The 14241-nt window shown below is 73.2% G+C and carries 13 protein-coding genes and 1 pseudogene; 5 read left to right on the forward strand and 9 right to left on the reverse strand.

Annotation, left to right across the window (positions count from 1 at the left end; translation table 11 throughout):
• Positions 1-52: 52 nt before the first annotated feature.
• Both WQO_RS07170 and WQO_RS07175 read right to left on the reverse strand, forming a co-directional pair.
• The gene (locus tag WQO_RS07170) at positions 53-1111 is read right to left on the reverse strand and encodes an aminotransferase class V-fold PLP-dependent enzyme (RefSeq protein WP_010061361.1); all 1059 of its coding nucleotides are present in this window, start codon (positions 1109-1111) and stop codon (positions 53-55) included.
• Positions 1112-1244: 133 nt separating this feature from the next.
• Positions 1245-1961, reverse strand: coding sequence for a DsbA family oxidoreductase (locus WQO_RS07175; RefSeq protein WP_010061359.1), 717 nt, complete (start codon positions 1959-1961; stop codon positions 1245-1247).
• 147 nt (positions 1962-2108) lie between these two features.
• On the opposite strand from WQO_RS07175, the gene WQO_RS07180 reads away from it, so the two are divergent.
• Positions 2109-2492: a VOC family protein gene (locus WQO_RS07180; protein WP_010061357.1), complete on the forward strand. Its 384-nt coding sequence runs from the start codon at positions 2109-2111 to the stop codon at positions 2490-2492.
• A gap of 31 nt (positions 2493-2523) precedes the next feature.
• On the opposite strand, the gene WQO_RS07185 is transcribed toward WQO_RS07180, so the two are convergent.
• A complete protein-coding gene (locus WQO_RS07185) occupies positions 2524-3135 on the reverse strand; it encodes a DUF1349 domain-containing protein (RefSeq protein WP_010061356.1) in 612 nt (203 codons plus the stop codon).
• Positions 3132-4655 carry an aldehyde dehydrogenase (NADP(+)) gene (locus WQO_RS07190; protein WP_073821514.1) on the reverse strand — a complete coding sequence of 508 codons (1524 nt, stop codon included), beginning with the start codon at positions 4653-4655 and terminating at the stop codon, positions 3132-3134. The genes WQO_RS07185 and WQO_RS07190 overlap by 4 nt, the downstream gene beginning before the upstream one ends.
• A 274-nt stretch (positions 4656-4929) precedes the next feature.
• Between WQO_RS07190 and WQO_RS07195 the strand changes: the two genes are divergently transcribed.
• From WQO_RS07195 to WQO_RS07210, 4 genes and pseudogenes are all read left to right on the forward strand, one after another.
• Entirely contained in the window at positions 4930-5700 is a 771-nt protein-coding gene (locus tag WQO_RS07195) for an IclR family transcriptional regulator (protein ID WP_006123634.1), read from the forward strand.
• Between the two features lie 17 nt (positions 5701-5717).
• Positions 5718-6053, forward strand: a pseudogene (locus WQO_RS07200) (response regulator transcription factor); the annotation flags it as partial.
• Between the two features lie 136 nt (positions 6054-6189).
• On the forward strand, positions 6190-7641 hold the full coding sequence (locus WQO_RS07205; protein ID WP_010061353.1) for a peptidoglycan D,D-transpeptidase FtsI family protein: 1452 nt from the start codon (positions 6190-6192) through the stop codon (positions 7639-7641).
• A gap of 122 nt (positions 7642-7763) precedes the next feature.
• On the forward strand, positions 7764-8687 hold the full coding sequence (locus tag WQO_RS07210) for an alpha/beta fold hydrolase (RefSeq protein WP_010061352.1): 924 nt from the start codon (positions 7764-7766) through the stop codon (positions 8685-8687).
• Between the two features lie 141 nt (positions 8688-8828).
• Here WQO_RS07210 and WQO_RS07215 read toward each other — a convergent pair whose 3' ends face one another.
• The 5 genes from WQO_RS07215 to sfnG form a co-directional block, all read right to left on the reverse strand.
• A complete protein-coding gene (locus tag WQO_RS07215; protein WP_058953902.1) occupies positions 8829-9998 on the reverse strand; it encodes an LLM class flavin-dependent oxidoreductase in 1170 nt (389 codons plus the stop codon).
• 24 nt (positions 9999-10022) lie between these two features.
• Positions 10023-11195 (reverse strand): SfnB family sulfur acquisition oxidoreductase, encoded by a 1173-nt coding sequence (locus WQO_RS07220; protein WP_010061348.1) that lies wholly within the window; start codon positions 11193-11195, stop codon positions 10023-10025.
• Between the two features lie 74 nt (positions 11196-11269).
• Positions 11270-11824 (reverse strand): NADPH-dependent FMN reductase, encoded by a 555-nt coding sequence (gene ssuE / locus WQO_RS07225; protein WP_010061346.1) that lies wholly within the window; start codon positions 11822-11824, stop codon positions 11270-11272.
• A gap of 72 nt (positions 11825-11896) precedes the next feature.
• On the reverse strand, positions 11897-13114 hold the full coding sequence (locus tag WQO_RS07230; protein WP_010061344.1) for an acyl-CoA dehydrogenase family protein: 1218 nt from the start codon (positions 13112-13114) through the stop codon (positions 11897-11899).
• A complete protein-coding gene (gene sfnG / locus WQO_RS07235) occupies positions 13111-14235 on the reverse strand; it encodes a dimethylsulfone monooxygenase SfnG (protein WP_010061342.1) in 1125 nt (374 codons plus the stop codon). Before sfnG ends, WQO_RS07230 begins: the two co-directional genes overlap by 4 nt.
• Positions 14236-14241: the final 6 nt, after the last annotated feature.

Here is a 14241-nt window from a genome sequence, read left to right on the forward strand (position 1 = left end):
TCCCGTACGCCCTGAGTCGCGGTTCGTACGCCCTGAGCCGCGTTCGTACGGCTCAGGCCAGGAAGTCCAGCAGCCGGTCCACATCGGCCTCGGTGTTGTAGAGGTGGCAGGAGATCCGCAGATTCCCGGCCGGGGCGGAGACGGCGATCCCGGCCTCCACCAGCTCGGGCTGCCGCCCGTCGAGCCCCGGCACGGCGACGATCGCCGACTCCCCGGGAACGGGCTTGTGCCCGAGGGTCGCGAGCCCCTCCCGCAGCCGGGCGGCGAGCCCGGTGGCGTGCGCGTACAGGGCGTCGGCGCCGACCTCCGCGAGCAGGGCGAGGGAGTGCTCGGCCCCGTGGTACGAGAGGAAGGCGGGCGGCTCGTCGAAGCCCCGGGCGGTGGGGGCGAGGCGCTCCAGCGGGCCGTAGTTGCTCGTCCAGGGGGCGCCCGCGGCGACCCAGCCCGCGAAGAGGGCGGGCAGGGTGTCCTGCGCCTCCTCGGTGACGGTCAGGAACGACGCACCGCGCGGGCAGAGCAGGAACTTGAAGCCGCCGGTGACGGTGTAGTCGTACACCCCGGCGTCCACCGGGAACCAGCCCGCCGCCTGGGTGGCGTCCAGCAGGGTGCGGGCCCCGTGCGCCGCGGCGGCGGCACGGACGGCGGCGAGGTCGGCGACCCGGCCGTCGGCCGACTGGACGGCGGAGAAGGCGACCAGCGCGGTCGACTCGCGGACGGCCCCGGCGAGGTCCGCGAGCGGCGCGTACCGCATGCGCAGATCGCCGCGGAGCGCGAACGGACTGACCACGGAGGAGAACTCGCCCTCGGGGCAGAGGACTTCGGCGCCGGGCGGCAGCGAGGCGGCGATCAGGCCGACATGGACGGTGACGGAGCTGCCGGTGGCGACCCGGTCCGGGTGGACCCCGACGAGCCGGGCGAAGCCGACCCGGGCGGCCTCCACGGCGTCAAAGCTGCCGGCCCCCACCCGGCGGCCCGCGGCGTTCTCGTCGGCCAGGGCCCTGACGGCGGCGATCGTCCGGCGGGGCAGCAGGCCCCAGCTGGAGGTGTTGAGGTAGGTGACCTCGGGCGCGAACTCGACGGCTGCGGCTTGGATGGGCGCGAGGATCGTCATGCGTCCACCCTGGAGCCCCCTCAACCCGAAGTCAATTACGGAGAGTTAAGGGGGACTCCAAAGCAACGCTTATGGATCGCGACCGGCAGAACCGATGGAACCGATAGGAGCGGCAGAAGCTCAGCGCTGGGGCTCAGCTCCGCGGAACCTCGCAGGCCCCGTCGGTGTCGCAGGCCGCCGCGTCCCCGCCGACGGTGGTGAGGGCGGTGGCGGGGCGGTCCTTCCAGGCCTGCTCCAGCGCCTGGACGAAGACCTCGGAGGGCTGGCCGCCGGAGATGCCGTACCGCCGGTCGAGGACGAAGAACGGCACGGCGTTGGCGCCCAGTTCGGCCGCCTCGCGCTCGTCGGTGCGGACGTCTTCCGCGTACGCCTCGGGGTCGGCGAGGACCGCGCGGGCCTCGTCGGCGTCGAGCCCGGCCTCCTCGGCGAGGGCGACCAGCACCTCGGCATCGAAGACGGAACGCTCCTCGGCGAAGTTCGCCCGGTAGGCGAGGGTCAGCAGCTCGTCCTGGCGGCCCCGGGCCTTGGCCAGGTGCAGCAGCCGGTGGATGTCGAAGGTGTTGCCGTGGTCACGGCCCTCGGTGCGGTAGCCGAGGCCCTCGGACTGCGCGTTGGCGGCGACGTTCGCCTCCATCGCTGCGGCCTCCTCGCGGCTGCGGCCGTACTTCTCGGCCAGCATGTCGATCACGAGCGCGGTGTCGCCCTTGGCCCGGGAGGGGTCGAGCTCGAAGGACCGGTGCACCACCTCGACCTCGTCCCGGTGGGCGAACTCCGCGAGGCCCTTCTCGAAGCGGGCCTTGCCGATGTAGCACCACGGGCAGGCGATGTCGCTCCAGATCTCGACGCGCATGACTCTTCTTCTCTCCCAGGCTCGCGAGGGGGCGTGCGGAGAGGCCCTCCGTACGTCACGTCTCCGTACGAACACCAAACCTGACCTGGTGATTCCCGCACCGCGACCCGCTGGCGTCCGGCGCGGAAATCGGGAAAGCTCGCGCGCATGGTCTCAGTGGTGCAGAACGTGGCGATCGACTGTGTGAACGCGTATGCGCTGGCGCGGTTCTGGAGCGAGGTGACCGGCCGCCCGATGCATCCGGAGGACGAACCGGGCATGCCGGAGACACAGGTGATGATGGCGGAGGGCCCGATGCTCTACTTCCATCAGGTCCCCGAGGCCAAGGTGGGCAAGAACCGGCTCCATCTGTGTCTGCGCCCCCAGACCTCGCGCGAGGAGGAGGTGGAGCGGCTGCTGGCCCTCGGCGCCACCCTCGTCGCCGATCTCCGGAATCCGGACGGCTCCGGCTGGGCGGTGCTCGCCGATCCCGAGGGCAACGAGTTCTGCGTGCTGCGCAGCGAGTCCGACCGGGCCGCGACGGCGTCCTGACGCTCTCCGCGCGCACCCGGCCCCTCTCGCCTCACCGCCCGTCGCGCAGGTTCGCCACTCCCCCGGGCAGGAACGCGATCCGGTCGAAGACCGCGCCGCAGCCGTCCCCGGTGGGCGACTGGACGAGGAAGCCGACGCGGGCGGCCGCCCGCTCCTCGGGCGTACCGAGGGTGAAGACGCGGACGAAGGTCCAGCTGTCGCCGTCGGCGGAGGCGTGGAAGGCGTAGGCGCTGCCGGTGCGGCTCAGGCGGAGCCAGCAGACGCCCTCCTCCACCACGAAGGCGTTGGCGTCGTCGGAGTGGCCCCGGGTGACGACGGTGCAGACGGTCGGGAGGTCGGCGGAGCGCTCCAGGCAGAGCTTGGCCCACTCCCGGTCCGCGACGTCGAGGAACAGCGCCCCCGCGTCACCGGCCGCCACCAGCCCCGGCCGGACCCGCGCCACCAGCCGGAAGTCCCCGTCGCCCACCGCGCCGAGCAGGCGCGGCGCGTCGGAGGCCGGGTCGAGGGAGTCACCGGACGGCGGGACGAAGAGGTCCTGGCCGGGGCCGGCCCGGCCGGTCAGGACGCCGTCCGCGTGGGTCCAGCGCCCGTCGGGGCCCACCGGGTCCAGGGCGAAGGGAAGGGGGTCCAGGTGCGGGCTCATGCGCGGCGCCCGTCCACCCGGCGGGGCAGGCCGAGCGGGTTGTCCTCGCGCAGCTCGGCCGGGAGGAGTGTCTCGGGGGTGGACTGGTACGTGACCGGGCGCAGCCAGCGTTCGATCGCCGTCGCGCCGACCGAGGTGGAGGTGGAGGTGGTCGCCGGGTAGGGGCCGCCGTGGTGCTGGGCGGGGGCGACGGCGACACCGGTCGGCCAGCCGTTGACGAGGATGCGCCCGGCGAGCGGGGTGAGGGCGGCGAGCAGCGGGCCCGCGTCGGGGTCCCCGGTCTCGTCGCCGGCGGTCTGGAGGGTGGCGGTGAGGTTCCCCGGCAGCCGGGCGAGGACGGCGGCGATCTCGTCGACGGAGGTGTACCGGGCGATCACGGTGACCGGGCCGAAGCACTCCTCCAGCAGCGCGTCGTGCGGGCCGTCGGCGGTGAGCCGGGCGGCGGGCACGGTGAGGAATCCGGCGGAGACGGTGTGCTCGCCGCCCGCACCGGGGGTGACCGGGGCGTCGACACCGGGCAGCGCGGCCCGCTCCCGTACGCCCGTGACGAAGGCGTCCCGCATGCGGTGGTCCAGCAGGACGCCGGAGCCGGTCGAGCTGACCGTCTCGGTGAGGGTCTTCAGGAGCTGATCGCCCGCCGCGCCCTCGGGGACGAGTACGAAGCCGGGCTTGGTGCAGAACTGGCCGACACCGAGCGTCATCGACCCGCCGAGGCCCCTACCGATCTCCCCGGCGCGCTCGGCCGCGGCGGCCGCGGTGACGACGACCGGGTTGAGGGAGCCGAGTTCACCGTGGAAGGGGATGGGGGCGGGGCGGGCGGCCGCCGCGTCGAACAGGGCGCGTCCGCCGCGTACCGAGCCGGTGAAGCCCGCGGCGCTCACCAGCGGGTGGCGGATCAGCTCGACGCCCGCGTCGAAGCCGTGCACGACGGTCAGCACGTTCTCGGGCAGCCCGGTGCGGGCGGCGGCGCGGCGCAGGACCGAGGCGCAGAGTTCGGAGGTGGCCGGGTGGTCGGGGTGTGCCTTGACGACGACCGGGCAGCCGGCCGCGAGGGCGCTGGCGGTGTCGCCGCCGGGGACGGAGAAGGCGAGCGGGAAGTTGCTGGCCGCGTAGACGGCGACGACCCCGAGCGGGATCTTGTAACGGCGCAGGTCGGGCCAGGGCGGGGTCCGGGTGGCGTCCGGGTGGTCGATGTGGACGTCGAGGTAGGCGCCTTCGTCGACGACCTCCGCGAAGGCCCTGAACTGGGCTGCGGTACGGGCGAGTTCGCCGGTGAGCCGGGCCGGCCCGAGGGCGGTCTCCGCGTCGGCGGCCTCGATGATGTGCTCGCCGGACTCCTCCAGCAGCTCCGCCGCCGCCCGCAGGAACGCGACGCGCGCCGCCCGGTCGGCGAGGGCGTCCCGCACGGCGTGGGCCGACCGGACCGCGCGGTCGACCTCCTCGGCGGTGGCCTCCACGGCAACCTGCTCGCGCGGCTTCCCCGTTCGGGGGTCGACACTCCAGACTGGTACTGCGCTCACCGTGATTCCCTTCCGTAGCGCGGCCGGTTCCCGGCCGGTTCCCGGTCGCCGCGCGACCGACGCCCCGCCGGCGTCCCGGCCGACTTCGGCCGCACATCAGCAAGTGTTCGGTATTCTGAACAGAGTTCCTGATCGTGAATGTCCTGGGACTCTATTTCCGGGCGTTCCGTGTTGGCAATCGTGTGGCGGCTTTTCGCACGGTGGCGCGGACCCCGACACGGACGGCGATACGGACGAGAAGTCGATGAGCTGGAAGAAGAAGGGGGCGTGGGCGATGTCGGTCGCCGAGTCCGGTGGGGCACAGGTCAAGTCCGCGGTACGGACCGTGGAACTCCTCGAATACTTCGCGGGGCGGCCCGGCATGCACTCGCTGGCCGCCGTCCAGGAGGCGGTCGGCTACCCGAAGTCCAGCCTCTACATGCTGCTGCGCACCCTGGTGGAGCTCGGCTGGGTCGAGACGGACGCGACGGGCACCCGGTACGGGATCGGGGTCCGCGCCCTGCTGGTCGGCACCTCGTACATCGACGGCGACGAGGTCGTGGCCGCCGCGCGGCCGACGCTGGACCGGCTGTCCGACGACACCACGGAGACGATCCACCTGGCCCGTCTCGACGGGACGAACGTGGTCTACCTCGCGACCCGGCAGTCCCAGCACTATCTGCGCCCCTTCACCCGGGTCGGCCGCCGGCTGCCCGCGCACTCCACGTCGCTGGGCAAGGCGCTGCTGGCCACCCACAGCGACGAGCAGGTCCGCAAGATGCTGCCCGAGACGCTGCCCGCGCTGACCGAACACACCATCACGGACCGCGAGAAGCTCATCGAGGAGCTGAGGCTGGTCCGGGAGCAGGGCTACGCGGTGGACCGCGAGGAGAACACCCTCGGCCTGCGCTGCTTCGGGGTCGCGATCCCCTACCGGACGCCCGCCCGGGACGCGATCAGCTGCTCGGTGCCGGTCGCCCGGCTCACCCCCGGCCACGAACAGATGGTGAAGGACGCCCTGTTCGACGCCCGGGACCGGCTCTCCCTCGCGACGCGGCGGCTCTGATGGCCCGGATAGCACTGCGGGCGGCGGCGGAGCAGCTGGTGCAGGCGGTGCGCCTGGTGGCATGCGGCGACTCGCTCCTCTACCCGGCGGCGGTGCGCACGCTGGCCGCCGAGCACGCGGCGCGGCAGCCGGCCAGGGCCCCGGCGTGGGTGGCGCGGCTGACCGACCGGGAGGCGGACGTGCTGCGGCTGATGGCGGCGGGGCTGACCAACGCGGAGATCGCGGGCCGGCTCTCGGTGGGCCCGGCGACGGCGAAGACGCATGTGGCGGCGGTCCTCGCGAAGACCGGCGCCCGGGACCGGACCCAGGCGGTCATCGCGGCGTACGAGTCCGGTTTCATCACCCCGGGCTGAGCCGCGCGGGCGTCACGCGCCGGATGAGCGGCGTCGCGCGCCGAGGAGGAGGCCGGCTCGCGCGCCAGGTGAGAAAACGGTGAGAAGCGGCACGATCGGGAACGGCCGGAGCGGGCCCGCTCGTCCCTCCAGCGGGATGAACAAGACAATCAGGCGCGCTTCGGTCTTCTGCCTGCTCATGGTGCTCGCCCTGCTGGTGCGGGCGACCTGGGTGCAGGGCTACGAGGCCAAGGCGCTCGCAGACGACGAGCACAACCGGCGGAACACCATCGCGCAGTACGCGCAGCCGCTCGGGGACATCATCGTGGCCGGTTCGCCGGTCACCGGATCGAAGGGGACCAGTGGTGGCGACCTCCGGTACAAGAGGACCTACACGCAGGGTGAGCTGTACGCGGCCGTCACCGGCTACAGCTCGCAGGCGTACGGGGCGACCCAGCTCGAAGGCATCCACAGCGACGTCCTGGACGGCACGGACGACCGGCTGAAGAACCCGAAGGACCTGATCACCGGCGGACAGGCCAAGCCGGGCAACGTCCTCACCACCATCGACCCGGGTGTCCAGAAGGCGGCGTACGAGGCGCTCGGCGACGACAAGGGCGCGGCGGTGGCGATCGACCCGAAGACCGGCCGGATCCTCGGCATGGTCTCGACCCCCTCGTACGACCCCTCGAAGATCAGCGGAACGACGGACGGGGACGCCTGGCAGAAGCTGCTGGACGATCCGGACAAGCCGCTGGTCAACCGGGCGCTGCGGCAGCCGCTGGCGCCGGGTTCCACGTTCAAGCTGGTGGTCGCGGCGGCCGCGCTGGAGAACGGGCTCTACGGCTCGGTCGACGAGCGCACCGACAGTCCCGACCCGTACACCCTGCCCGGCACCCGCACGGTCCTGCGCAACGAGAACGCGTCCGCCCCCTGTGAGAACGCGACCCTGCGCACCGCGCTCCAGTACTCCTGCAACAACGTCTTCGCGAAGGCGGCGGCCGACCTCGGCCAGGACAAGGTCAAGGAGATGGCGGACGCGTTCGGGTTCGACACCGAGAAGCTGGACGTCCCGGTCCGGGCGGCGAAGAGCGTGTATCCGACGGACATGGACAAGGCGCAGACGGCCCTGACGGGTATCGGCCAGTTCGAGGTCACCGCGACCCCGCTCCAGATGGCGATGGTCACCTCGGCGCTGGCCAACGGCGGTGAGCTGGCGGCGCCGCACATGGTCTCGTCGGTGACCGACGGGAACGGCACGGCCCTGGAGGAGACCGAGGACGGCGACACGAAGCGCGTGGTGGAGGAGAAGACCGCCGAGCAGCTCCGCAGCGCGATGGTGACCGTCGTCGAGGAGGGCACCGGCACCAACGCCAGGATCGGCGGGGCCGAGGTCGGCGGGAAGACGGGCACCGCGCAGAACGGCGTGGACAACAGCAATACCCCGTACGCCTGGTTCACCTCGTACGCGAAGGACGACAGCAGCGGCAAGGAGGTCGCGGTCGCGGTGATCGTCGAGGACTCCGGCTCGGCGCGCTCCGAGGTCAGCGGCAACGGACTGGCCGCACCGATCGCCCAGAAGATGATGAAGGCGGCACTGGAGAGGTGAACGAACCCCCGGAGCCTCTGACTTAGGTCACCCTTACCTCACTTGGCGCCCCGAACGGTCCCGGGGCGCCAACGTGCCGATGTGCCGATGTGCCGACGTGCGGACGTGTGGGAGGTACGGGGATGGCTCCGGCGGAACACGGAACGGGGCGCGACGCCGTCGCCCCCGCCCCCAGCCAGGGCGAGGCGGGCCGGGCCCGCACCCGCGACGGGCGCGAGCTGTACTACCAGTGGCTGCCGGGCCCCGCCGGTGCTGACCGGGCCCGGCCGACCGTGGTCTTCGAGGGCGGGCTCGCCGCGGGCCGCTCCTCCTGGGCGGGCGCCCAGGCCGTGCTGGCCGATGTGGCGCCGACAGTGGTGTACGACCGCAGCGGTCTCGGCCGCAGCCCGGCCGCCCCGGCCGGGGCCTCGCGCCGGCTGCACGCGCTCGCGGAGGACCTCGGGGACCTGCTCGACCACCTCGAACGTGTCGGCCCAGGCGGCCCGTTCCTCCTGGTCGGCCACAGTTGGGGCGGGCCGCTGGTGCGGCTGGCGGCCGCCGCGCAGCCCGCGCGGGTGGCGGGCCTGGTGCTCGTCGACCCGACCGACGAGTCCTGCGAGCTGCTGTTCCAGCCCGCGATGCGGCGGGCCGAGCGGATCGGGCAGGTGGTGACGGTCGCGCTGGCCCGGCTGGGACCGCTGGGCCGCGCCTACCGCTCGCTCACCGCCACGCTGCCGCCGGACGCCGCGGCCGACATGCGGGCCGAGGGCTACACCGTCGCGATGACCCGGACCCGGGGCCGGGAGCTGGAGGACGCGGCGGGCGACCTGCGGGCCCTGCTGGAGAACCCGCCGGGCCTGGCGGGGCTGCCGGTGACGGTGGTCTCGGCGGGACGCGTCTCCCCCGGCATGCCGAAGTCGGTCCGCGAGCGGGCGACCGCCTCGCACGCGTACCGGGCCCGCCAGTCGCCGCACGGCCGGCACGTGGTGCTCCCGGAGGCGGACCACATGGTGCTGACCACGTCGGCGGCGGAGCTGGCGGAGGAGATCCGGCGACAGGCGGTGTGAGCGGGGGCGGCTGGGGTCCGTTGCGGCCGGGGCACGGCTGACGCACAGCGACCGCAGCGGCCCTGGCGGACCCGGAGGCCCCGCGGCTCCGGAGGCCCCAGCGACCCCGGCGGCTCCGGAGGCCCCTGCGGCTCCGTACGCTCAGCGCGCCGCCGCCCCCGTGGCTCCCGCCGCGAACGGGATCTCCGCCCCGCCGACCGCGCGCACCGGGCCGCCCGGGTGCGCCCAGAGCCCCGCCTCGGCCAGCCGCGGCAGCACGCCCTCGCCGAACCAGTACGCCTCCTCCAGATGCGGGTAGCCGGAGAGCACGAACTCGTCGATGCCCAGGGCGTGGTACTCCCGGATGCGGTCCGCCACCTCCGTATGGCTGCCGACCAGGGCCGTACCCGCGCCGCCCCGGACCAGGCCGATGCCCGCCCACAGGTTGGGGTGGATCTCCAGGCCGTCCCGGCCGCCCCCGTGCAGCTCCAGCATCCGTCGCTGCCCCTCGGACTCGCTGCGGGCCAGTCCCTCCTGGACCGCCCGCACGGTGGCCGGGTCGAAGCCGGCGAGCAGCCGGTCCGCCTCCGTCCAGGCCGCCTCGGAGGTGTCGCGGGTGATCACGTGGAACCGGATGCCGAACCGTACGGTACGGCCCTGTTCGGCGGCGAGGGACCGGATCCGGGCGATCTTCTCCGCCACCTGGGCGGGCGGCTCGCCCCAGGTGAGGTAGACGTCGCTGTGGCGGGCCGCGACGCGGGCGGCGGCCGGGGAGGAGCCACCGAAGTAGACCTCCGGCACGGGGTCGGGGAGCTGGGTGAGCCGGGCCTGCTCGACGTGCAGGTGCTCCCCCTTGAGGTCGACGGTCTTGCCGTCCCACAACTGCCGGACGATCTCCAGGAATTCACCGGTGCGGGCGTAGCGGGCGTCCTTGTCGAGGAAGTCCCCGTACGCGCGCTGCTCATGGCTCTCGCCGCCGGTGACCACGTTCAGGAGCAGCCGTCCGCCGCTCTGCCGCTGGAAGGTGGAGGCCATCTGGGCGGCGAGGGTCGGCGAGACGAAACCGGGGCGGAAGGCGACGAGGAACTTCAGCCGCTCCGTGTGCTGGCTGACCATCGCGGTGGTCAGCCAGGCGTCCTCGCACCAGGCCCCGGTCGGGGTGAGCGCCCCGGTGAAGCCCAGGCCCTCGGCGGCGCGGGCGATCTGGGCGAGGTAGCGGACCGTCGGCGGGCGGTCCCCGCCCGCCGCCGTGACCGGGGTGCCGTGGCCGCCGCCGACGACATGGCGGCTGTCGCCGTTGGTGGGCAGGAACCAGTGGAAGGTCAGGGACATCGTTTCTCCGAAGGGGGTGGTGAGTCAGAGCAGGCCGTGGCGGGGCGGGCGGGTGCCGTTGAGGACGTACCGGCCGAGGTGCTGGATCTTCCAGCGCGCGGGGTCGTGCAGGGTGTGGGTGCGGGCGTCGCGCCAGTGCCGGTGCAGGTTGAGACCGTCGAGGGCGGCGCGCGTCCCGGACACCTCGAACAGCGCGTCGGCGATCTCCAGCGCCGCGCTCCCGGTGTACGCCTTCGCCGCCGCCACCGCGATCGACGCCTCGGCCGCGCTGTCGTCGTCGAGGTCGCCGCGTGCCGCGTCCACGGCCCGGGCGGCGGTGGCGAGCAGGGCGTCGGCGGCCCGGTGGCGCAGGGCCAGTTCGCCGAAGCGCTGGATGAGGAGGGGGTCCTCGGCGGCGGTCTCGTACCCGCTCTCGAACCAGGGCCGGCTCCGGGTCGTCACGAATTCGGCCGCCTCGGCCAGCGCGCCCGCCGCGATCCCCGCGTCGATGGCGGCGTGCAGCAACTGGGCCAGTGCACCGTGGAGTTGGGGGCCGGTGAAGGTGAGGTGGTGCGGGACGACATGGGCGGCGGGGACCACGACGTCCGCCAGTTCGACCGTGCCGCTCGCCGTGGTCCGCTGACCCATGCCGTCCCAGTCGTCGGTGACGGTGAGGCCGGGCGCGTCGGCGGGGACGTACGCGACATGGAGCAGATCGTCGTCGGCGCGTGCGAGGACGGGGATCCAGTCGGCGAAGAGGGCGCCGGTGGAGTAGTTCTTCACCCCGGTGAGGAGGTACGAGCCGTCGCCCGCGCTCACCAGTCGGGTGCGGATGTCCTGGAGGTGCTTGGTCCCGGCCTCGGACTGGGCGTTGCCGAAGCGCCGGCCCGCCAGGACCTCGGCGAAGAAGAACGCCCGCTGCTCCGGACTGCCCTGCTGCCGCAGGACGTTGACGTACGCGAAGTGGCTCTGCGGGATCTGCGCCAGGCTGGCGTCGGCGGAGGCCAGCAGCCGGAAGACCTCGGCGAGGGTGACGGCCGAGACGTCGGCCCCGCCGTGCTCGGCCGGGACGGTGACGGCGAGGAGGCCGGTGGCGGTGAGCCGGTCGAGTTCTGCGCGGGGCAGTTCGCGGCGGGCGTCCCGCCCGGAGGCGCCCGGGCGGAACTCCTCGGCGAGTTCGGCGGCGGTGCGCAGCGCCTCGGCGTCGTCGCGGATCACCCGCGCGGTGAGGGGTGGTCGTCGTCGGGTCGGCGCGGTCACGGGCCTGCCTCCAGCGTGAGTACGGGTAGGGGTCAGCGGGTGGCGGGGACGGGGGCGGTCCGGTCCAGGGCCGCGGCGAACTGGGCGACCACCTGGTCGAGCGGGGCGGCGGAGGCCGGGTCCAGGACCACTCCCCCGTCGTCGCCGGCCGTGATGTGCCGGTCGAGGACGAACCAGCCCGGGACGATGTGGGCCGCGCCCATCGAGGAGAGCACCGGGCGCAGCGCGTAGTCGAGGGCGAGGACGTGGGCGGTGGTGCCGCCGGTCGCCAGCGGGAGGACGGTCTTGCCGGTCAGGGCGTACTGGGGCAGCAGGTCCAGGAGGGTCTTCAGCAGCCCGGAGTAGGCGGCCTTGTAGACGGGGGTGCCGATGACGATGCCGTCGGCGCGGGCGAACAGCTCGGTGGCGCGGACGATCTCGGGGTGCGCGAAGTCCGCGCCGAGCAGGGCGTCGGCGGGCAGGGTGCGGACGTCGAGCGGTATCACCTCGTGGCCCTGGGCGGCCAGGTCGGCGTCGAGGTGGCGGAGCAGGCGGGCGGTGCGGGAGGTGGCGGAGGGGCTGCCGGAGACGGACAGGACGGTGGCCATGGGGGCCTCTTTCCAGGCGGGAGGTGTGCCGGGCCCGGGGCGTCGGGATGCCGCCCCGGGCCCGGCGGCGGGTCAGGAGTACCAGGTGGGCTCGGGGAGTTCGCCGGTCAGGACGTGCCGGCCGACCTCGCGCCGCTTGTAGGCGACCGGGTCGTGGAGCGTGTGGGTGCGGACGTTGCGCCAGAAGCGGTCGAGGCCCTCGGCGGAGGCGGTGGCGCGGGCCCCGGTGACCTCGAAGATGCGGCTGGTGACCTCCAGCGCGACATCGGTGGCCCGGGCCTTTGCTGCCGCGACCCGCACTTCGAACGCGGCACGGGACTGCTCGGTCACCTCGTCGGGCGCGTCGTGCAGCTGCTGCCCCTCGGCGGCTACCGCGTCGGCCAGGGCCTCCACGGCCCAGAGCTTGGCGGTGAGGTCGCCGTAGGTGTCGATGACGTACGGCTCGTCGACGGCCTGGTCGTACCCGCCGTGCAGCCAGGAGCGGGCCTTGGTGCGGGTGTAGGTGGCGGCGGTCTCCAGGGCCCCGGCGGCGATGCCCAGGTAGAAGCTGATGAACACCAGCTGGATCGTGGGCACGTTGAGGGTGTTGTAGACGCGGGGGCGGAACTCCTTGTCGACATAACCGGCGGCGGAGGCCCACGGGGTGCGGACGCCGTCGATGGTGACGCCGCCGCTCTCGGTGAGGCGCTGGCCGATGTTGTCCCAGTCGTCGTGGAAGACGAGCCCCGGGCTGTCGGAGGGCACGATGGCGAAGATGTGCCGGTCGGTGCCTTCCAGGATGCCTTCGAGGACGGTGACGTCGGAGACCTTGCTGCCGGTGGAGAAGGTCTTGGCACCGGTGAAGACGAGGTCGTCCCCGTCCTCGGTGACCACCACGTCGCTGTCGCGCGGGTTCACCGCGCCGCCGAAGAACCAGGTGTGCCGGACCGCTTCGGCCTCGACGTGCTCCCACTGCTCGCGGGTGCCGACGAGGCGGGCGGCCCAGTTCCAGAGGTAGTGGTAGCCGAGGAGCTGCCCGATCGAACCGTCGGCCTTGGCCACCTCGCGGATCACCCGGTAGGCGGTCGTCCAGTCCTGTCCCCCGCCGCCGTGCCCGGCCGGGCCGAGCAGGGTGACGAGCCCGGAGTCCTTGAGCAGCTGGATCTCGGTGTACGGGGTGGCGCCCGCCTTGTCGCGGGCGGCGGCGTCGGTGGCGAGGATCGCGGCGACCTCGGCCGCGCGCTCGATCCAGGCGTCGGGGCCGTCAGGGGCCGGGAGGGTCTTCCACTGGGTGGGCGCGACGGTGCTCATGACGAACCTTTCGACGACTGACGGGCTTGGTGGTCCTCCAGCTCCCGCACGAGTGGCAGCACCTTCTTGCCGAAGTACTCGACCTCCTCGTGGTAGTGGAGGAAGCCGAGGAGCAGCAGATCCACACCGAGGCGCTTGTAGGCGACGATGCGCTCGGCGATCTGTTCCGGGGTGCCGATCAGCCCCGTACGGAATCCGGCGTTGTACTGGACGAGGTCCTCGAAGGAGGAGTCCTGCCACATGCCCTTGCCGTCGGCGGTGGAGCTCCCCGCCTGCTTGACGGCCGAGCCGAAGCCGTGGACGGCCTCGGTGTCGGCCTTGGCGACGATCTCGCGCAGGGTGTCGCGGGCCTCCGCCTCGGTGTCGCGGGCGATGAGGAATCCGTTGAGGCCGAAGCGCGGCGGGGTGCGTCCGGCGCTCTCGGCGGCGATGCGCACGTCCTGGATCTGCTCGGTGACGCCGTCGAAGTCCTTGCCGTTGGAGAAGTACCAGTCGGAGACGCGTCCGGCCATCTGCCGGGCGGCGGTGGAGTTGCCGCCCTGGAAGATCTCCGGGTGCGGGCGCTCCGGCGAGGCGATCGGCTTGGGCTTCAGGGAGAAGTCCCGGATGCGGTAGAAGTCTCCGGCGAGTTCGGCGTGGTCCTCGGTCCAGACGGCCCGCAGGGCCCGGATGAACTCCTCGGAGCGGCGGTAGCGCTCGTCGTGTTCCAGCCAGGGTTCGCCGAGCGCGGTGAACTCGTCCTTGAACCAGCCGCTGACCACGTTGACGGCGAAGCGTCCGTTGCTCAGGTGGTCGGCGGTGGCGCCGAGTTTGGCGAGGACGCCGGGGTGCCAGAGGCCGGGGTGGACGGCGGCGATGACCTTCAGCCGCTGGGTGGCGAGCAGCAGGGCGAGGCTGAAGGAGGTGGACTCGTGCTGGAACTCGGCGCCGTAGCTGGCCATGTAGCGGACCTGGCTGAGCGCGTAGTCGAACCCGTTGTTCTCGGCGAGGACGGCGAGTTCGCGGTTGTAGTCGTAGCCCCAGTCGGTGCGTTGCTCGATCGTGCTGGTGACGAGGCCACCGCTGACGTTGGGGACCCAGTACGCGAAGCGCACCGGGTCGGCGGAGGACGGAGGGGACATGGGTTC

The sequence above is a fragment of the Streptomyces globisporus C-1027 genome, from assembly GCF_000261345.2.
Taxonomy (GTDB): Bacteria; Actinomycetota; Actinomycetes; order Streptomycetales; family Streptomycetaceae; genus Streptomyces; species Streptomyces pakalii.